The organism is Micromonospora sp. LZ34 (assembly GCF_052981855.1).
This window is the reverse complement of the sequence record NZ_JBRIQN010000026.1, coordinates 42,865-62,641: the sequence shown is the minus strand read 5'-3', so window position 1 is coordinate 62,641 and position 19,777 is coordinate 42,865. Positions and strand designations below refer to the sequence as shown.

At 71.9% G+C, this 19,777-nt stretch carries 16 protein-coding genes; 9 read left to right on the top strand and 7 right to left on the bottom strand.

Annotated features, from left to right (window positions below):
* Positions 1–57: 57 nt before the first annotated feature.
* The 3 genes from ACVCAH_RS24675 to ACVCAH_RS24665 all read left to right on the top strand — a co-directional run bounded on the left by ACVCAH_RS24675 (position 58) and on the right by ACVCAH_RS24665 (position 2,620).
* The gene (locus ACVCAH_RS24675; RefSeq protein WP_447138574.1) at positions 58–1,278 is read left to right on the top strand and encodes a sensor histidine kinase; all 1,221 of its coding nucleotides are present in this window, start codon (positions 58–60) and stop codon (positions 1,276–1,278) included.
* Positions 1,275–1,964 carry a response regulator gene (locus tag ACVCAH_RS24670; RefSeq protein WP_447138573.1) on the top strand — a complete coding sequence of 230 codons (690 nt, stop codon included), beginning with the start codon at positions 1,275–1,277 and terminating at the stop codon, positions 1,962–1,964. The genes ACVCAH_RS24675 and ACVCAH_RS24670 overlap by 4 nt, the downstream gene beginning before the upstream one ends.
* A 317-nt stretch (positions 1,965–2,281) precedes the next feature.
* Positions 2,282–2,620: a hypothetical protein gene (locus ACVCAH_RS24665; protein WP_447138572.1), complete on the top strand. Its 339-nt coding sequence runs from the start codon at positions 2,282–2,284 to the stop codon at positions 2,618–2,620.
* Between the two features lie 70 nt (positions 2,621–2,690).
* Here the strand turns inward: ACVCAH_RS24665 and ACVCAH_RS24660 are convergent, their stop codons facing one another.
* Positions 2,691–3,635 (bottom strand): TetR/AcrR family transcriptional regulator C-terminal domain-containing protein, encoded by a 945-nt coding sequence (locus tag ACVCAH_RS24660; protein ID WP_447138571.1) that lies wholly within the window; start codon positions 3,633–3,635, stop codon positions 2,691–2,693.
* Between the two features lie 145 nt (positions 3,636–3,780).
* Between ACVCAH_RS24660 and ACVCAH_RS24655 the strand changes: the two genes are divergently transcribed.
* Positions 3,781–4,890, top strand: coding sequence for an FAD-dependent monooxygenase (locus ACVCAH_RS24655; RefSeq protein WP_447138570.1), 1,110 nt, complete (start codon positions 3,781–3,783; stop codon positions 4,888–4,890).
* Positions 4,891–5,149: 259 nt separating this feature from the next.
* Positions 5,150–6,541, top strand: a complete 1,392-nt coding sequence (locus ACVCAH_RS24650; protein WP_447138569.1) for an MFS transporter — start codon at positions 5,150–5,152, stop codon at positions 6,539–6,541.
* 234 nt (positions 6,542–6,775) lie between these two features.
* Here ACVCAH_RS24650 and ACVCAH_RS24645 read toward each other — a convergent pair whose 3' ends face one another.
* The gene (locus ACVCAH_RS24645) at positions 6,776–7,516 is read right to left on the bottom strand and encodes an SDR family oxidoreductase (protein ID WP_447138568.1); all 741 of its coding nucleotides are present in this window, start codon (positions 7,514–7,516) and stop codon (positions 6,776–6,778) included.
* A gap of 127 nt (positions 7,517–7,643) precedes the next feature.
* Here ACVCAH_RS24645 and ACVCAH_RS24640 point away from each other — a divergent pair, with 127 nt between their 5' ends.
* Together ACVCAH_RS24640 and ACVCAH_RS24635 are read left to right on the top strand one after the other, a co-directional pair.
* Positions 7,644–8,153, top strand: a complete 510-nt coding sequence (locus tag ACVCAH_RS24640) for an RrF2 family transcriptional regulator (RefSeq protein ID WP_447138567.1) — start codon at positions 7,644–7,646, stop codon at positions 8,151–8,153.
* Between the two features lie 172 nt (positions 8,154–8,325).
* Complete coding sequence (locus tag ACVCAH_RS24635; RefSeq protein WP_447138566.1) at positions 8,326–10,599, top strand: hypothetical protein; 2,274 nt, start codon at positions 8,326–8,328, stop codon at positions 10,597–10,599.
* A gap of 123 nt (positions 10,600–10,722) precedes the next feature.
* On the opposite strand, the gene ACVCAH_RS24630 is transcribed toward ACVCAH_RS24635, so the two are convergent.
* The 5 genes from ACVCAH_RS24630 to ACVCAH_RS24610 form a co-directional block, all read right to left on the bottom strand.
* Entirely contained in the window at positions 10,723–11,937 is a 1,215-nt protein-coding gene (locus tag ACVCAH_RS24630; RefSeq protein WP_447138565.1) for an FUSC family protein, read from the bottom strand.
* A gap of 175 nt (positions 11,938–12,112) precedes the next feature.
* Complete coding sequence (locus ACVCAH_RS24625; RefSeq protein ID WP_447138564.1) at positions 12,113–13,057, bottom strand: hypothetical protein; 945 nt, start codon at positions 13,055–13,057, stop codon at positions 12,113–12,115.
* Positions 13,054–13,545, bottom strand: coding sequence for a hypothetical protein (locus ACVCAH_RS24620; protein ID WP_447138563.1), 492 nt, complete (start codon positions 13,543–13,545; stop codon positions 13,054–13,056). Before ACVCAH_RS24620 ends, ACVCAH_RS24625 begins: the two co-directional genes overlap by 4 nt.
* 3 nt (positions 13,546–13,548) lie before the next feature.
* Positions 13,549–14,772 carry a macrolide family glycosyltransferase gene (locus ACVCAH_RS24615; protein WP_447138562.1) on the bottom strand — a complete coding sequence of 408 codons (1,224 nt, stop codon included), beginning with the start codon at positions 14,770–14,772 and terminating at the stop codon, positions 13,549–13,551.
* A gap of 264 nt (positions 14,773–15,036) precedes the next feature.
* Positions 15,037–15,876, bottom strand: coding sequence for a helix-turn-helix domain-containing protein (locus tag ACVCAH_RS24610; RefSeq protein ID WP_447138561.1), 840 nt, complete (start codon positions 15,874–15,876; stop codon positions 15,037–15,039).
* A gap of 114 nt (positions 15,877–15,990) precedes the next feature.
* On the opposite strand from ACVCAH_RS24610, the gene ACVCAH_RS24605 reads away from it, so the two are divergent.
* Together ACVCAH_RS24605 and ACVCAH_RS24600 are read left to right on the top strand one after the other, a co-directional pair.
* Entirely contained in the window at positions 15,991–16,584 is a 594-nt protein-coding gene (locus ACVCAH_RS24605) for an NADPH-dependent FMN reductase (protein ID WP_447138560.1), read from the top strand.
* 1,165 nt (positions 16,585–17,749) lie between these two features.
* Positions 17,750–19,561, top strand: a complete 1,812-nt coding sequence (locus tag ACVCAH_RS24600) for a hypothetical protein (RefSeq protein WP_447138559.1) — start codon at positions 17,750–17,752, stop codon at positions 19,559–19,561.
* Positions 19,562–19,777 lie beyond the last annotated feature (216 nt).

Here is a 19,777-nt window from a genome sequence, read left to right as displayed (position 1 = left end):
GTCCGTGTCATACCACGGTCAGACGCGCCGTCGCGGCCGCCGATATAGCGTGAGCGCATGCGTTCCGGGCAGGACCGGGGCCTAGCGCGGCCGTTCGAATTCGAGGTACGCGGCACCGCGGTGGACACCGCGACCGCCGTCGTACTGGCGTATCTGGCGGCCACCGCCACGCTCGACCCGCCGGGTCCGGCCTACACCGGCCCGGCGTGGGTGGCGTGGCTGGCGGGCGCCGCGGTGGGCCTTCCGCTGGCGGTCCGCCGCCGGTGGCCGTTGCAGGTGCTGGGCTGCGTGGCGGTGGCCGCCGCGGCAGCGACCGCGCTCGGCGCGGTGGGAACCGGGGTCATCTGGACGACGTACGCGCCCGTCGCGCTGGCGCTCTACACGGCCGCCACCGCGGCGGGCCCGGTCGCTGCGGCGGTCGCCCTGGCCGGCAGCCTGGCCGCGCCGGCAGCCACCATTCCGTGGCTCTACCACCGGTCCGGGATCACTGCGGCCGACGCGCCCGGCAGCGAGGCGCCGCTGTGGTGGCAGGTCGAGCTCGGCGTGGTCACCGTGGCGGTGGCCGCGGCCTGGGCCACCGGCCGGGTGATCCGGTGGCGCCGGACGGTCCAGGCCAACCTCGCCCGCCAACTCGCGCGGGACGCGGTGGCCACCGAGCGGCTGCGGATCGCCCGGGAGCTGCACGACATCGTCGGGCACAGCATGAGCCTGATCGCGGTGAAAGCCACCGTGGCCAACCACATCGCCACGGAGCGACCGGCCGAGACGCGTGCCGCCCTCCTGACCATCGAGCGGACGAGCCGGGCCGCGCTCACCGAGATCCGACGGCTGCTCGACGTGCTGCGGTCGGACACTGATTCGGCCGCCGAACTCAGCCCGTCGCCCGGCAGCGCCGACCTGCCCGACCTCGCCGACCGGCTACGGTCCGCCGGGCTGCGGGTGGATCTGCGCCTGGACGGCGCCGACGACCTGCCGCAGGCGATCGACCTCACCGTCTTCCGGATCGTCCAGGAATCGCTGACGAACGTGATGAAGCACGCGGACGCCGACCACTGCCAGGTGACGGTCCGGGCCCGCCGTGGCGGCGTGCACATCGAGATCCTGGACGACGGCCCCGCACAACGGTCGTCCGGCCGGCGGCCCGCCGGGCAGGGCCTGATCGGCATGCGTGAGCGCGTGACGATGTACGGCGGCACCCTGACCACGGGACCACGGCCGGAGGGTGGGTTCCAGGTGGTCGCCGACATCCCGTACGCCACGGCGGAGGAGACCGTATGACGGATCGACCCTCCTCGTCGGACATCGGGGTGCTCCTCGCCGACGACCACGCCCTCATGCGGGAAAGCTTCCGAGCCCTGCTCGACGCGTCGCCGGGCTTCACCGCGGTCGGCGAGGCGGGCACCGGCGCCGAGGCGGTGCGGCTGGCCCGGCAGCACCTGCCCGACGTGGTGCTGATGGACGTCCGGATGCCGGACATGGACGGCATCGAGGCGACGCGGCAGATCTGTGCGGGGCCGGAGACCGCCTCCGTACGGGTGCTCATCCTCACCACGTTCGACCTGAACGAGTACGTCTTCGCCGCCCTGCGGGCCGGCGCCAGCGGGTTCCTGGTCAAGGACACCACGGCAACCGAACTGCTCGCCGGCATCCGGGTGGTCGCCTCCGGTGAGGCGCTGCTGGCACCCCGGGTCACCCGGCGACTGATCACCACGTTCGCCCGACAGGCCCGACCGGCCTCCGGTGTGCCGCCCGGACTGGAGGTCATCACCGATCGGGAACGCGAGGTGCTGACCCTGATCGCCCGCGGGCTGTCCAACACGGAGATCGCACAGCACCTGCACGTGACCCTCGGCACCGTGAAGACCCACATCGGGCGCCTGCTCAGCAAGCTCGCCGCTCGGGATCGGGCGCAGCTCGTCATCACGGCGTACGAGACCGGTCTGGTGACGCCGGAGCCGCGCTGAGCGCCCCGCGCTGTTCGCTCCGCCCGCCGCGGCGTAGCCGACGATGAGCACCCGACGTCGCCCGACCAGGCAGCCGACGGCGCACGGCGGTTCCGGCGAGGGCCGGGCGGGTAGCGTGATCGGATCTTGTCGGCCGTACGGCCTACCATGTACGCCGTAGTGGGGACGCTCTGAAGCGGGCTTCCCCGCCAAGCCGGAAGTGGAGTCCCCCGACCTCTCGCGTACCGGCATCCACTCCCGACCTCGGAGGTGATCGGCATGTCATCAAGGCGTTAGTCCCGCGCGTGGTGCGCGGGCTGCCGAAGGCAGGTCGTCACATGGCCCGTACCGACATTCACCGACCCGAGCGAGTGCAGCGGCGGGACCCGCTGCTGCGTCACTGGTTCACCGACACTCACCAGCACGGCTCCAGCCGCTGCGACCTTGCGGAGTTTCTCGCCTCGCCCCGCTGGATCCGCACCCGCTGCTACCGGCAGCCGTCGGCCCAGGCGCCGAACCTGTGCGGCTGCCAGCTCTGCACCTTCCAGTCGCAGCGCAAGCTCGCCCACCGCCAGGTGCGCGTCACCTGGCGCGCGATCCGCCGGCAGCTCCTCGCCGAGCACCGCAGCGGCGAGCGCGACCTCGACGTCCCTCCGATCCGCGGCAAGGCCTGGTAGGTAAAGCAGAAGCTGATCCAGTTCGGCCGCCTCCGTGCGCGGGTGCGGCGACGCCCGCGCGGCCGACGGTTCACCGCTCGCGCTCGATGAGCGGCGTGAACCCGTCCAGCATGAGCCGGAGGCCCAGCTCGAAGATTCGGTCGAGATCGAGGTCGTAGCCGTCGACGGCGAAACTTGCCATGAGCCCGGCGAAGGCCGGATACCGGCCGGTGGCGGCGATCGCACCCATCGCCGGGCCCTGCTGCCGCATCCACTCGTCGTCGGACAGGCCGGTGGCGGCCTGGGCGTGCGCCTCCCGCTCGAGGTTCACGGCGAGGCCCTGCACGTAGCTGTACAACAGGACCTGCAGATCGAGGGTGGTGACCGCGCCGAGGCCGGCGTCCTTCAGCGCGGCGAGGATCTGCTCGCCGTGCGCGAGGAGGCTCGGCAGCGGTAGCGGCCGGGTGAGCGGGCTCAGGTGGGCCAGCCAGGGATGCCGCCGGTGCAGGGTCCACAGCGTCCGCACCGCCCCCTCCACGCGCTCCCGCCAGCCCTCGGCGTCCTGGGCCGTGGGCGGCAGCTCTCCGAACGCCGCGTCGGCCATCAGCATGACGAGGTCGTCCTTGCTGGCCACGTGCCGGTAGGTCGACATCGTCGAGGCGCCGAGCCGGGCCGCGATCCCGCGCATCGACAGCGCCTCCAGGCCCTCGGCGTCGGCGATCTCGATGGCGACCTGCACGATCCGCTCACCGCTCAGCTCGCGGTCGGAGCCAACCCCGGCGCCCGGTGCGTGCGGCGACGAACCGGAGACCACGGCCGGCTCGGGCTGGGCGACCACCGTGCCGACGCGTGGCTCCGCCCGGACCAGCCCTTCCTGACGCAGGGTGGTCAGCGCCTTCGTCGCGGTCGCCAGCGCTACACCCCACCGGATGGCGAGCTGACGCGTCGACGGCACCCGATCGCCGGGACGCAGCTCGCCCTCGGTGATGCGACGGCGGAGGTCGGCGACGATGCGCTGGTACGGCGGCTCGGTCACCACACACCTCCCTCTCCTGTACTAGTACAGACAACGTATCACCATGGCCCTGATATAGCACAGAAATGCAGGTCAGAGCCTTGCATTTGCCTGCGCGTACGCCATACATTCAGAGCGTGTACAGCGTTACGATCAAGGAGGCGTCATGAAGAAAGTGCTGATCTCGGGTGCGAGCGTTGCCGGCCCGGCGTTGGCCTACTGGCTGCACCGGCACGGCTTCGCGGCCACGGTCGTGGAGCGCGCTTCGGCGCCGCGGGTCGGCGGGCAGGCGATCGACGTCCGCGGGACGGCGCTCGACGTGGTCGACCGGATGGGCCTGCTGAGCGCGCTGCGTCAGGTCCGCACCCGCACCCGCGGCATGTCGATGGTGGACGGTGACGGCAACGAGCTGATGCGCTCGACCGAGCACGCGATCAGCAGTGGCCGGCTGGACAGCGACGACCTCGAGGTGTTGCGCGAGGACCTCACAGGGCTGCTGTACGAGCGGACGAGCGGCACCGTCGAGTACCTCTTCGGCGACTCGATCGCCAGCCTGGAGCAGGACGACCGTGGCGTGCGGGTGACGTTCGAGCGGGGGGCGCCGCGCACGTTCGACCTCGTGGTCGGCGCCGACGGGCTGCACTCGACCGTGCGCCGGCTGGTGTTCGGGCCGGAGGCGGCGTTCGTCCACCACCTGGGCACCTACCTGTCCGTGTACACCATGGAGAACTTCCTGGGCCTGGAGGACTGGCAGGTCTGGTTCCGCGAGGGCGACCTCGGCGGCGGCATCTACCCGGCACGGCACAACACCGAGCTGCGGGTGAACCTCGGCTTCATGGCCGGGCCGATCGCCTACGACCACCGGGACCTCGACGCCCAGCGCCGGCTGCTGGCCGAGCGGTTCGCCGGAATGCGCTGGGAGGTGCCGCGGCTGCTCGACGGCATGTGGAAAGCGTCGGACTTCTACTTCGACGCGATGGCGCAGATCAAGCTCGACTCGTGGTCGCGCGGGCGGGTGACGCTGCTCGGCGACGCCGGCTACTGCGCCTCACCGCTGTCCGGGCAGGGCACCAGCCTGGCCCTGGTGGGTGCCTACCTGCTCGCCGCCGAGCTGGCCGCGGCCGAAGGCGACCACGTGGCCGCCTTCGCCGGATACGAGCTGCGCATGCGCCCGTTCGTCGCGGTCAACCAGGCGTTGGCCACGGAGAACCCCGGCGGCCCGGCATCGGAGGAGTCCGTCGACCGCGCGAAGCGGGCGATCTCCCTCGACGAGTGACGCGGGTCGCCGGGGGCGACGGTCAGGCACTCCGGAGGTCGTCGGCGCTGGGCGCCGCCCGGACGCGGGATGGTCGGGACGTACCTCCGGCCGGCCCGCGGGAGGGTCCGGTATCGCGACGGGGACGCAGCCGTTCAGCTAACGTCGCAACCGGGGACGACGCACCGATCGCCCTTTCGCACACCCCCCGTGGCTGCCGCCGACAACGTCGGCCCGGCCGCCGCGGCACCCGACTCCTCGGCTGGTGCGAAGGGCGTACATGACGATCCGACCGCAGGACGCCCCCTGGCGGTCCCGGGACTTCCGGCTCCTGGTCGCCGGCCAGACCGTGACCCAACTGGGCACCGACGTCACCACACTCGCCTTCCCCCTGATCGCCGTCCTGCTCCTGGACGCCACACCATGGCAGCTGGGCGTGCTCGTGGCCGTGCAGAACGGCGCGTTCCTGCTGCTGGGAGTGCCGGCCGGCGTGTGGCTGGACCGGCGACGGCTACGACCGGTGCTGATCGCCACCGACCTCGTCCGGTGCGCCACGCTGGTGGCCGTCACCGTGGCGGCCGCGCTGTCCTGGCTCAGCCTGCCGCTGTTGATGGCGGCCGCCGCGCTGATGGCCGTCATGCGGGTGCTGTTCGACATCGGCCACCAGTCCTACCTGCCGATGGTGCTGGGCCGCCGGCACCTCCTGCGGGGCAACTCGGCCGTGGAAACGGTCCGCTCCTCCGGGCAGGTCGCCGGTCCCAGCCTCGGCGGGTGGCTCACCCAACTGGTGGGCGCCACGAACACGCTGCTGGTCGACGCGGCGAGCTTCCTGCTCAGCGCCGCCTTCCTGGCGCGGATCCGGACCCGCGAGCCGGCCCCACGCCGGACCGGCCGCTCCGGACTGGTGCCGGACGCCCGCGAGGGGCTGCGCTTCGTGCTGACCCATCCCGTCCTGCGGGCGATCGCCGCCACCAGCGCCCTGTCGAACCTCCTCTTCACCGCCGCCACGGCGCTGCTCGTCCTGTTCCTGGTCGACGCCGTGGGCTTCGCCCCCGGCACCGTCGGCATGCTGCTGTCCGCCGCCCCGGCCGCCGCGCTGCTCGGCGCCGCCACGGCCACCCGGCTGGCCCGCCGCGTCGGATCGGCCCGGATCATCTGGCTGTCCCTGGCGGTGACCAGCCCGGCGAACCTCCTGGTCCCGCTGACCGGCCCCGGCTGGGGCGCCGTCTTCCTCGTCGCCGGGCTCGTCGGCGGCGGGATCGGCCAGGTCGTCTACGGAATCACCCAGGTCACCTACCGGCAGATGATCGTGCCCGACCGATTCCTGTGCCGGATCAACGCCAGCATGCGCTTCCTGGTCATGGGCGCGATGCCGCTCGGGGGACTGCTCGGCGGCGTGCTCGGTGACGCGCTCGGCGTCCGCGCCGCCCTGCTCGCCATCGGGATCGGGCTCACCCTCGCGCCGGTCCCGCTGCTGCTGTCGCCCCTCCGTCACGTACGTGAGCTGGAGCAACTGGTGACGCGGCCGGTGGGCGGTGAGGTTCCGCCGGCAACCAGCCGGACGGTCGCCGAACGCCGGCGGCGGCGACCGGCCTCCACCCGACCCGGCGGTCCCCGGCATCGGGCACCGGGCAGCCGGCGGGCCGCGCGTCGCACATCGATCCGCTCGTGATCGCCAGAATCGCCGGTGGGCAGCCCCGGGCCTTCTGCCTGCTCCTCCCCTGTCGTGCGTCCGGGCAAGGGAGGAGCAGATGCGGCAGGTCAGGCGCATCGAGCACGTGCGGTCAGCGGTCGTCGGGGAGCGGCTCGTCCACCGCGCGGGCCGCGTGGTGTCCGGCCAGGGCCGGTCGCCGCACCGGCCGGCCACCGCCGTCCGATGGACGTCCTCGAGGGCCGCGCACCCGGGTCAGCGGGCGGACTGGATCCAGTCCTGGTAGCGCGTGGGTGCCAGGTGTGCGTCCGGGCCCGCGATGAGCACGTCGCCGGCGACGACCGCGAACATGCCGGCCTTGTCGTCCGTGACGACGGCCCGGTCGTCGTGCTGTGCGGCCAGGGTGATCCTGCCGAGGTCGTCGAGGGCGAAGACGTCCGGGCCGGCGACGTTGCGGATGCCGTGCAGCGGGGCGCCGGTGGCGACGTCGACGACCGCGTCGACGACGTCCGCGGCGGCCATCGGCTGAACCCGGGTAGCGGGCAGGCGCACCGTGGTGTCGTCGGAGGTCCAGGACAGGACCGCGTTCACGAATTCGAAGAACTGGGTCGCGCGCACGATGGAGTACGGCGTGGGCCCCTGCCGGAGCAGGTCCTCCTGCAGCGTCTTGGCGCGGTAGTAGTCGAGCTGGGGCACCTGGTCCACCCCGACGATCGAGAGGATCACCTGGTGCCGGACACCGGCACGCTCCCCCGCGGCCAGCAGGTTGGTCATGGAGGTACGGAAGAAGTCGAGCGACGCCTCGTCGAAGGTCGGCGAGTTCGCGACGTTGACCACGACCTCGGCGCCCTCCAGCGCCTGGCCCAGGCCCTCCCCCGTGATCAGGTCGACGCCGGTCGACAGCGCCGCGGGGACGGCCTCGTGGCCGGCCGCGGTCAGCTTCTGGACCACCTGCGAGCCAATCAGTCCGGTACCACCGATGACTGTGAGCTTCATGGCTCTCACCCTTCCACGACGTGCCGGAAGGCACGCCAACTTCGCCGAGGACCCAGCCTCGAACTCGGATACTTTCTGTCCGAGACGATAGTCGGATAGTCTGTGTCCGAGTCAAGCGGGGGGTTGTATGAAGCTGTCCGGCGGAGTCGAGTGGGCACTACACTGCTGCGTCGTGCTCACCACGGCGACGGAACCCGTACCGGCCGCCCGGCTCGCGGAACTGCACGACGTCTCCGGCAGCTACCTGGCCAAACAGTTGCAGGCACTCTCCCGCGCCGGCCTGGTCACCTCCGTCCAGGGCAAGGCAGGCGGATACGTCCTGACCCGGGCACCCGAACTGATCACCATCCTCGACGTCGTCACCGCCGTCGACGGCGCTCAACCCACGTTCGTCTGCACCGAGATCCGCCAGCGGGGCCCCCTGGCGACACCGCCGGAGGCCTGCACCCGGCCGTGCCCCATCGCCCGCGCGATGGCCGGCGCCGACGCCGCCTGGCGCGCCGCCCTGCAAGCGGTATCCATCGCAGACCTCGCCCGCGGTGTCGACGACGACTACGGACCTACCGCGTTCGCCAGCATCCGCACCTGGCTGACCGGGCCGAACGACGGCGATACCGCGAGCCTCGAACGGGCGTAGACGACTTGGCCTCCGCCTGCTCCCCGTCCGCGGGCACGGTGGTCGTGCCGGGCGGCACTGGTCCCTGCAGGGTTAGAGCCGGCCGGGTGGGGTAGACCCGGCTTCCACTCGGCTGGCGGGACCGTCCTCAACCCCGCCACCTCCGGTGGGGCCGAGATGTCTCGGAGGGTCGATGTCAGATGGACCAGCGGGAGTGCGCGGGCCGGCGACGCCGAACGACGTGGTGGAGTTGCGGGTGCACGGGATCGCCGCCGCCGGTGCCGACCAGGTCTTGGACCGACCGCACGTGCAGCAGGTCGCGGGAGATCGCAGCGCCGGCTTCTACCGGCCACGACCCGGTTGCTCCGAGGTCAGCGGCCCGGGCGGGGTGACGCTGGAGGCGTACCGGTGGAGTGACCTGCCCTCCGGCACCGTGGTTCGGACCCTCTCGCTGCTGTTCGTGCTGCCGTTCATGCTGCTCAACGTGGCGATCTGGATGCGACCGGGAAACCCGGCCTCCGACGCGGTGGTCAGATCTCTGTGCCGGGTGCTGGGCCTCACCCTGACCGCGCTCTACGTGCTCGCCGTCGTCGGCGTCGCGCTGGACCTCGTCGCCTGGCAGTGCATGTCCTCCTCGGCCTGTCTGTCCGGTCGTAGCTGGCTGTCCTGGCTGGGTGGGCGTCCCACCGGGTTGCGGCTGGCGGTGCTCGCGCTGGTGCCGGCCGCCGCCATCGGCCTGATCTGGTGGGCCAGCACGCGCCCGGGACGGCCGTTCAAGGCGTTCCGGGCGCCGGTCAGCACGGTGTCCGGGCACCCGCTCAGCACGGTCGGCCAGTGGGACGCCGAGCCACTGGTGGGACGCCTGCGCTCGATCCACGTCGCTGCGGCGTTCGCGACACTGGACGGCAGCCTGCTCGGCGCCCGAGCCGCACAAGGCGCCTCCGCCATCACCATCGGGTTGGCGGCGGCGACGGGACTAGTCCTGGCCACCTCGGTGGCCCTGCTCTGCACCCCTCCGCTGATCGACCGGGCCCCCACGAACCGGCGGCTCGACGGTGCCGCCCGCCTGCTGCGGACGACCGCCGTCGGTCTCACCATCGCGGTCTGCGCCCACGTCCTGTTCAGCCCCGGGCGCTGGCAGGAAGGGGGTGGCCTGCCCGGCTACGGCCCGACCCTCACCTGGCTGTTCGTCGCTCATGCCGGGCTGCTGACCGCCCTGGCCGGCGCGCTGCTGTGGCGCCCGGACCGGAAGCCGGGTCACCGGCCGCTACTCGGGCTGGGCGCGCTCGCGACCGCGGCCGTGGCCGCAGGTCTCGCGGTGGCGTTCTCCGCCGAACTCGTCCACGCGGTGGCCGACTACCTGGACCGCGCCGCACCGGTTCCAGAACAGCTGGTCCCCCGCCCACCAGGGGCGTACACCTGGGCGATCTACGGCTTTTTCCGGGCGATGCTGCTCACGCTGGTCGTCGCCGGCCTGGTGACCCTGATCTCCCGGCGCGGCCGCTCCCGCGCGGCGGCCGCGATCGTCGCACGCGACTTTCCGGACCCGCCGGCGGAGGCCGCGCCCCGGCTGCGGCAGGTGCAGCAGGCGATCGTCCGGGCCCGGTTCACCGAATGGCTGATACCGCTGGCCGTGATCTACGCCTGCCTCGCCGGGCTCAGTGCGGCAACCACCGCGCTGGACCTGCTCGGGCTGTATCCGGGCGGCACCATCGAGCGGTATGCAGGGGTGCCGGCAGAACTGGTGAACTTCGGCATCGCGATGGGCAGCTACGTGATCGCGGCGACCTTGCTCGGTCTGGTCATCGGCGGAATCTTCGCCTACCGGACCGCCGGGTTTCGGCGCCACGTCGGCGTTCTCTGGGACCTGGCCACCTTCTGGCCGCGCGCCGCCCACCCCTTCGCGCCGCCCTGCTATGCCGAACGGGCCGTGCCGGAGCTGGCACGACGCATCACGTACCTGGTCGAGAGCGGCAACGCCGTCCTGGTCGCCGGGTACAGCCACGGCTCTGTACTGGTCACCGCCACCGCCCTCCAACTGCCGCCCCACGTCAGCGGCCGGGTCGCTCTCCTCACCTACGGCTCACCACTGCGCCGGCTCTACACCCGGCTCTTCCCCGCCTACGTCGACGACGACATGCTGTACGAGGTGGGGGGTCGGGTCGGTTGGCGATGGGTGAACCTGTGGCGCGACACCGACCCCATCGGCGGATGGATCTTCGCCGCCCATCGGCCGGACGCGCCGCTCACCGTCACCGGCCCGGCGGCAATGGTGGACCGCCGGCTCCGGGACCCCAGCGACGTGGTCGCCCCACCCGGCGACAGCGTGCCCCCACCCATCAGGGGGCACACGCCCTGCGAGGCCGAGGAGCCGTACACCGAGGCGGCACGGGATCTGGTCGAGCGCCTCCGCGAGCCGATGGACCCTGGGCCGCCTCATCCGGCCGACCCACCGGCCCGACGCTGAATTCGACGCCCCGATCAGGCCCGGCTCCTGGCACCGTCAGCGCTGGCCCGCCCGCCCTGCCGCGGTAGTTGGCCGGTCGGCGCCGAGTGACGCCGGAAGCGGTGAGCGCCGCTACGACGACGATCACAGCCGCCGGGCCGACGCGTCCGGCGTCAGACGTGGATGATCGATGCTGTTGCCGGTCGTCCCGGTCTGCCGGCCTGGTGGCGACGGGTCCGGCAGCCTGCCGAAGGCGCGGCGGACCTGGCTGTTGGCGTCCGCCTGAGTGAGGCCGGACGCGACCAGCAGGTCGCTGGCCGTGGTGCGTATCTGGGCGAGGACGACGGTCCCGGAGAAGCCAGTGCCAACTCCGTACGCCGCGCCGGCATGTTCGACGGCTTGCAGGGCTTTCGCCCGCGCATCGAGCGGCTCCCGTCGAGCGGCGAACTCGTCCTGAAGTATCCGCACCGCCGCGGCAAGGGCGAGCACCGCGTCGATCATCTCTGCCGAGACCGGCTCCTTGTCCTCGATGACGGTGACAGCTCGACGGATCAGTGTCCCGCTGCTGCCCATCGCTCTCTCCAACGGCTCGGCGGTTCGGGCGTAGTGACTGAGCACACCGTGCCGGTGCCGCCATGACAACGGAGACAGCCGGGTGACCTCCCGTGCGCCCGCCACCGCCTCCCGCAAGACCCGAAGTTCCTCCTGGTTGCCGCGCAGTCGGTCCCGGGCACGGATCGCCCGCTCGATATCGCGCTCGCACAACGCCTCTGCCGTTTCCGTCAGTTGTTCGACCAGCGTTCGTAGCGCCGGTCCGGCAGCACGCCTGACCACTCGCAACGGGTTGACCGGCAGGAGGATCGCCGTGGCCAGTGCGACACCACCGCCGAGCAGCGCGTCAATGAACCGGGAAAACTCCACGTTCGGGGCTTGCGGGCTCAATGTCGTGATCAGCACTGCGGTGCTGGCCGTCTGGATCACCACCGCCGCCCGACTGCTGAGAGCGAAGGCCGCGAGGATCGACATGACGACAACCAGGCCGAGCTGCCAGGGCCCGGTGCCGATGAGAGACAGCAGCGCGTCACCGACCAGCACCCCCAGCGCCACACCCACGACCAGCTCGACGATCCGCCGTACCCGCTGCCCTACGGACACGGCCAGCGTCCCGACCGCGGCAAGCGGAGCGAACACGGGACTGGGATTGCCGGTCAGTTCGTGCGACAGCAGCCAAGCGGTTACCGCGGCGATGCCCGCCTGTAGGGCCACGATGCCGCCGCCGTACACCCGGACCGCCCGCTCTCGCACCTTGAGCCGTTGGACGAGCCGGTCCTCGGCGGCACCCCCGCCACCCGCCCGCACGAGTCGTTCCCAGCGCGAGCCGGGACGCCTCTTCAGGTCTCGGCGCCGTGGCACCTCTTGATGCATGATGCGCGTTACCCGTGAGTGCGCGCCATACACGGCCAATGGCGATCTGCGCGCGGAATACCGCGACTGTACGAATAACGCCCTTCTTCAGCTCACCGGCCTCGTCCGGTCATGGCAGCGGACCGTCGGTCTTCGCAGTCGCGTTGAGTCGATCCCGGATCAGCGCGATCACCGTGTCGGCGGTCCGGTCGAGGTGACTGCGGCCATCGGGTAGCCGGGCCTCTGGGCTGATGTAGCTGCCCGGACCGACGTGGGTGGCCGGGTCGAGCAAGTGCACGGTGATCTTCCCGTCGCGGACGGCCCGGTTCCATCCGCTCCGGCGGAACAGCCGCCACCGCTGCGGGAACATGCCGGTGCCGACTCGTTCAATCCAGTCGGTGGAACTGGTGAGCCGGTCGAGGTGCCGGGCGTGGGTGATGTCGTTGGCGCCGTTGTGGAACCCGCCGAGAGTGATCAGCCAGAGCGGGCAGCGCAGCTCCGACCACAGTTCGTCCACCGCGCCGGTGGCGACCTGTGCGCCGCCGCTGTAACTGAGAATCACTACCGGGATGCCGCTGTCACGCCGGTAACCGGCGAGCCGGAGCTGGGTGGCGATCTGCGAGCCGACGGCGCGGTTGTACAGGGGACGGTACCGGCGGTCGGCGGCGACGAAGATCTGCACCACGTTGTGCAGGAACAGCACCAGCCCGATGCGGCGGCGCAGCCACTTCCACACCGGCCGGTCGGCGAGCGGATCGGCCAGCGGCGAGTAGGGCTGCACCTGGCCCAGCACCCTGAGCTCCGGCGCTCCTCGGATCACGGACTTGACCAGTCGGCCGCCGTCGCGGGTGTCGTGGAAGCGGCGTTTCCCGATGCCGTCCAGGTAGACCAGGTAGGCGTCCGGCGGGCGATCCGGGTCCGCGCCCCGGGCAGGGGGCATGCCCCGCGGGAGCTCGGTGGTGGGAGTCCGCCAGCCTGCGGCATAGGCCAGCACCTCGTAGCGGGCGAGCAGAGCTTCGGCGAGCAGGACCGGTCCGAGCCCGAAGAGCAGCAGCAGGAGCGCGAACTCGATCATGCCAGTGGCTCCGGTGCTCTTCTCGTGTTGAGCCTCACGACCAGGCGGCGGACGCCCTCGACGGCGACGCCGAGCCCGATTCCCGCGACGGCTACACAGCCGGCGGCATCCCACCAGCCGAGCCCGGCCACCGTGGCGAGCGCGGTGGCGAGGCCGGCCCCCACCCCCACCATGAGCAACAGGTGCAGCAGCGGCCCGAGCAGCGGGAACGCGAGGACTGCGGCAAGCAGCAGCGGGGCGGCCAGGCCTGGTGTCCAGACCAGCGCGGCCTCCTCGGACGGTGAGGTGGGCAGCACCAGCTCGGCGAGGGTCCACGCGGACAGCGGCCAGAGCGCGAATACCGCGCCGTCGACCACGGCGCCGGCCAGCATCAACCCGACCACCCTGATGCGCGACGCGCCGGACAGACGTGCCACCACGGGTACGAGACGCCCGGCGGCCTCGGACAGCCCGGCGAGGAGCAGCAGAATGGCGACGACGGGGGACACCGGTCAGCCCTCCCGTGGCAGATCGGCAGAGCTCGGCTGAGTGACCGGGCCGGTCTGCCGCACGTAGCGCTCGAGTTCGTCGGCGGCCCGCGAATAACCGCCTGCCTCACGCTGGGCAACCTGAAGGGTGTTCGCGGCGGCGCGGAATCGGGGCTCGTCGAGCAGGCGCTGGGCGAGGGCGCGCACGGCCTCCACGTCGACGTCCTCGGTGCGGATCGAGAGGCCGGCATCGAGTTCGACGAGGCGGGAAGCCACCAACCGCTGGTCAGCGCCCTGCGGGACCACCAGCATGGGGACGCCGGCGTACAGGGCCTCGTTGACGCTGTTCACCCCGCCGTGGGTGATGAACAGCGCTGCGCGGGCCAGCACCTCCGGCTGCGGTACGGAGCGCTTGGCGATCACGTTGGCCGGCAGCGGACCGAGCGCGGCGGGATCGGTCTGTCCGGTGGAGACGATCACGGTGCCGGCCAGCGGGGCGAGCGCGTCGGCGAAGCCACGCAGCAGCCGCGGCTCGGCCTTGAACACCGTGCCCAGCGAGGCGTACAGCACTGGATCCCGCAGCTGATCGACCGGGAACGACGAGTCGGCGGGGCGGGCACCGACGCTCGGTCCGACGAACCGGTAGGACTGGTCGAAATTGTCGGCCCCGGGGTGGAACGCCCGCGAGGTGTAGACCAGGTTGAGCGGCTGACGGATGTTCGCCAGGTCGATCAGGGGCACCGCACGCGTGTCGTACCGGCGGCGTAACTCCCAGCGCGACTTCAGGTACCTCCCCGTGTGCCGGGGCAGGGCCGCCGCCGCGGCGAGCAGCTCCCAGGAGCCGCGGGTGGGGCTGGGCACGTGCCGGTTGAACGCGAACGTGGTGAACGACGACGCTGCCGGCACGCCGAGTTCCCGGGCGGCCACCGGCCCCCACAGGCAGAGGGAGTCGTGCACGATCAGCTCGGGCCGGGTGCCGCGCAGATCCGCGAGGACGCCGGGCAGCACGGTGACGGCGGTGCGCGCCAGCTGCTCCATCACCGTGACCGGCGTCGGCGGGCCCGCAAGCGGTGGCTCATCCCCGGAGTAGAGGAGCACTCGCGCGCCGGTGGCCGCGATCTCCTCGGCGTAGGCGGGCGAGGTGTGGTAGGTGACGGCGTGACCACGACGAACAAGCTCGGCCACGACCGGCAGCGTCGGGTTGATGTGCCCGTGCATGGCGATGTTGAGGAATGCGACTGCGCTCATCGGCCGACCCCGGACAGGAAAGGAGTCAGTGCCCGGCAACAAGTAACGATCACGATCCGCCCTTCTCGGTAACAGCGTAAACGCTGCCGGATGGCACAGTGCCGCGGACAAGGTACTCGCCCTGTTCCGCCCCGAGGCGACGGCGGGGGTGGCCGCGCATCCGCAGCGGCACCCGCCTCGGGGAGATCACCGCACCGGCGGTGGTTGGCTCACTTCGCGCCCGTGGAGCAGCCGGTCGAGCTCGATCAGGCCGTGGTCGACCTGTTAGTTGACCGCGCGAAGGTTGCGGTCGGGTTGGCGGCGCAGCCGCTCCATGGCCCGTGCCGTCGCCTCATCGGCCGGCAGGAGAACGACCAGCTCCTGCGCGTCGGTCTTCGGCAACTCGAGCTTCTCTCGCTGCCACCGAAGTTCGTGCCCGATGGGGTGGTTGAGCCGGAGCGGGACGTGCGGTGGGGGCAGGTGGCGGTTGAGTCGTCGGGTGAACTCCGGCCCGGCCAGGGGGGCGAGCTCGGCCCTGAACCATTCGGAGGTCTCCGCGGACGGCCCGAGCCACAGTTCGAAGGCTCGCTCGTCGGCCACCTGGTCCCAGTCGAGGAAAAACGTCCGGGCGTGCGGATCGGTGAAGACGTAGCGCGTCAGGTTCGGCGTCCCGCTCTCGAGCAGCCCGGTCCCACGCATCAGCAGCTCGAACTCCCGCGTGTACGCGAGCACGTCCCCCAGGCGGTTGGTGACGAATGCGATGCCGGGCTCGAGAAGTTGGAGGGTCTGCAACACGGTGGGCCGGACATGGCGGTTGGGCGGCGCCAGCCGCTCGTGCCCGGGGCACCCGCCGCCGGTGATCTTGACGAGGTGGCGCAGGTAGTTGCGCTCGGCGGCATCGAGGCTCAAGGCGTCCGCGAGTGCATTGACCACGGCAGGGGACGGGTTGCGGTCTCGTCCCTGCTCGATGCGGGTGAGGTATTCGACGCTGATCCCAGCACGCGTGGCGAGGTCCGAGCGTCGTAGTCCAGGGGACCGGCGGCGGCCTCGGTCAGGCAGCCCGAACGACTCCGGCTGGATGCTGTCGCGCTTGGCACGGATGAAGTCGCCCAGCGGCGTGCTCATGTAGGGAGCCTAGCGCGGCCACCCCCGGCACCTCGAACCTCGCAGGGTGGCCCTCCGGGGGCCAGCCTAAGCCCGGTCTGGTTGCCATCGTGCGAACGATGGACCGTGGAGTGCATGAGTGAGAAGCACAAGTTGGTCATCGTCGTCGGGAGCGTTCGGGAGGGCCGGTTCGGGCCGGTCGTCGCCTCCTGGGTCGCCGACCAGGCGCGCGAGCACGGTGGGTTCGACATCGACGTCGTCGATCTCGCCGACGCCGAGATCCCGCTGTCGTTGCCGGCGGTATCACCGATGTTCGCCGGCGACTCATACCCGCGCCCCGACGGAATGGCGTCCTTGACGTCCCGTCTGGCGGAGGCGGACGCATTCATCATCGTCACGCCGGAGTACAACCACAGCTACCCCGCGTCCCTGAAGGCCGCCATCGACTGGCATTTCACCCAGTGGAGGGCCAAGCCCGTCGCTTTCGTCAGCTACGGCGGCGCAGCCGGCGGCCGCCACGCGGTCCTCCACCTGGAGAACGTGCTCACCGAACTGCACGCCGTGACGATCCGGGATGGTCTGGCATTCCCGAACTACCGCATGACGTGGGAAGACGGTCGGCCGCTGGACTCCCAGGCGCCCGGATATGCCAAGACCCTGCTGGACCGGCTCGCCTGGTGGGCCGCCGCCCTGCATGCGGCACGCAACTCGGCCCCGTACCCGGCCTGAGAGGCACGCCAAGGAGTAAGCCGGACTCGGAACCTCAGGGCTGGAGCGCGAGCGGCGCCGCGCTCGGCGGGCTTCGGTGACTTCACCTCGTCGCGCGAACCGGAGAGGCCGTCTCCCGTCACGGGAGACGGCCTTTGCGGCGGTGGATGCAGGTCGGCTGACCGGGCGAACTTTTTCGCTGCCGAATAGTGTCGACAGCCCTTGTCGCCTGGAAGGCCCGGGCGCGCGGAAGTCGGCTCGGAGAATCAATGGATCCGCGCATGAGAAACGGTGCGCGCTTCAGTGGATCTCAGCGCGCACCGTGTGAGTCATAATTGGTTTCCGAGGGGGGCCTTGAACCCACATTTGAAGCACCCACGCTTCCGTGGGTGTTCATGTGCCGAGTTCATCGGTCTACAGCGGGATGATCAACAACCGCGAATGTGACGCTTTCCCTACGGCGGGCGGGCGTCGAGCGCGTCGCCTTGCAGGACATTGACCGCACAAACAAGCCCCGCCCCGCTGGTTGCCGCGCTCACCGACGCGGTCCTGCGCGCCGGCGAGCCGACCCCGGACTGGCTGGAAGAAGTCTCGAAGCTCATCGGCGAGCACGACGTCACCACCGCTCGACCAGCAGCAGCGGATCCGGATGGGGCCAGCGATCAGTCTCCCACGCCACCCGGCGCCAGCGGATCCTCGACGTGTCCGACCTGCACGCCCTGCCCCGCGGCCGCATGGTCGTCTACGCCACCGGCGCCCCCGCCCGCGCTCGCCCGCACCGCCCCCCTGGCAGGACGGGCGTACACCGCAGCGATCCGCGCGTCGATCGCCCGCTGGGACCTCGACGGCCGCACCGATTGGACCCTCACCCCCCACGCCCCACCGGAGCCGACCCCATGACCACGCCGACCCCCGGGCCGGTTGACGACCCGGTCGCCGACCTCAACGCCCTACTCGGCCAGCTCGCCGGCGACCCCCGGCGCGACCCCGCCCACCACCGACCGGATTGACGCGGACGAGCCGACCGGCGGCCTGGTCTAACCGCGACCCGGGCACCGTCCACTGCTCAGCAATGTGGGCGGCACCGCGTACCTGGCGCGCCTGGTCGAACTGAAGTAACCGCTGGCAGGGCGGTCCGACGTAGAATACGGCATTCCTGCGCGAAGCAGTGCATAAGGTGCGTAACGTGCCCGACATGCTCCTTCGCACCTGGCGTAACCTGCTGCTCACAGCGCTCGGGATGGGCGTGCTCGCCGGTGCCGGTCAGCTCGGCATCGCGTTCGGCTTCGGCATCGTCCAGCTCACCGGCGCCTCCACCGGCACCACCGTCAACCAGTGGCCGGCCCAGCTCGCCTGGGTGGGCTGGTTCGCGGCACACGCCGCCGTAGCCGGCACCATCGTCACCGCACGCCTGGCCCGCCGGTACGGGGTGCTGGCGAGCACGGGCAGCCTGGTGGCCGTCGCCGCCGCCGCCGCGCTGGGCGCCACCGTCGTGGCGCCGCTCTGCATCCGGCCGGCCCAGGCCGTCGAGCGGTTCTCTGTGGACCCGGTCTGGGCCGTCAGCATCTGCGCGATCCTCGGCGCGCTGGTCGGCGCGGGTGCCGCGATCGCCGTACTGGTGAAGCCGCCGCTGGGCTGGAACATGGCGGCGATGGGCGGCGCGGTCTGGCTGCTGGCGCTGGTCTCGGTCGCCCCGTCGCTGGCAACCGCCGGGCCGTTGCCCGCCGTACGGCTCGGTGTGCTGGAGCCGGCCGGGCTCGACGCGGCGCAACGGCAGGTGATCCTGATTCTGCCGGCGGTGGCCCTGCTCGTCGGCGCGGCGACCGGCGGCCTGGCCCGCTGGCGCGGGCATCCGCCGCTGGTCAACGGCGCGACCGGCGCGGTCGGCACGGTGCTGGTCGCGTTCGCCTACCTGACCGCCGGTCCCGGCGACGCCGTCGACCGGTACCAGATCACGCCGTACTACGGCGCGCTGATCGCCGTCGCGGCCGGTGTGCTCGGTTCGGCCGCCGCCGCGTTGCTCCGCTGGCCGCTCCTGCCGGGCACCGCCGAGGCGCGCGTCGTCGAGCCGAGCGACATCCTCCGCCCGCTGTCCGCCGGCCCCGCCGTGCCGCAGGCCATGACGCCGGCCGCCGATGGTACGACCGGCGAACCGGAGCCCGTCGACCTGGCCGGCACGGGGCCGGTCGCCGGCGCGACCGCAGCGAAGCCCCGGACCTCAGCCGAGCCGCTGGGCTTCGGTGCGCCGGCTGGCGACCGGGACGCCACCGCCGCACCGGCCGACCTCGACGACACCCCAGAGACATCGGCTGACCTCGATGCCACGCCGCAGTCACCGGACCCGGCCCCCGCGACGGCGGCCCACCTTCCCGCTGGACCCGGCGCGGACGGCTCCGGGATGGCGGAGGCGGAGGCGGACAGCACCGAACCCGACGGGATGCCGCCGGACGGGGCAATCGCCGCCCCCGGGACCCGCCGGATGTACCAGCCGCCGAAGCCCGACCACCGGACGCGGGTTCGGGCGACCTGGCCGGTCGTTCCGGCGCGGCGGGTGCCGCCCCCGACCGAGCCCGCTCGGGGCACCGAGGCGACCCACCCGGCCGGAACGGAGGAGACGTCCGAGCCGGCACTCCGACCTCGGAACCGGCCGCCCCTGCCCGACCTGAACCAGGCCGCGAACTGGGACGCCCTCGCGACCGCCCGGCGCGCCGGGCCCCCGCCCACGGCCGACGCCGCGCCGGCCGCCCCGGCGTCCGTCGTCGAGGCGGGACGGGCAAGCGGGCGGGCCAGTGGCCGGCTGGGCCTGTTCCGGCGCAACAAGTCCCGGGCCGATGGGGACGGCGCGGGCACCCCGGCGGACGGGGAGCCGCTGCCGATGCAGGACGAGGAGTTCGTCGGCTGGGTGACCGGGCTGGGCAAGTCGCTGGCGGACAACGAGCCGGATCAGGAGAGCGGTCGCCAGTCACTCCACTTCACCGGCCGCCGCCACTGCGACTGACCTCCACTGCCAGGCCAGCGGCAGGTAGACCCGGCCGCCCGACGCGACGAACTCCTCCGACTTGTCCTTCATGCCGCGGGCGGCGTACTCCTTGAGCTCCTGCGTGCCCCAGACAGGCGCAGCGGGGACGTCGGCGTCCGGTGCGGGTTGCGAGGATTTGTCCCCGAGGCCACGGCATGAAGGATGGCTCCGGCGGGTGCTTACAGAACCCTTAAC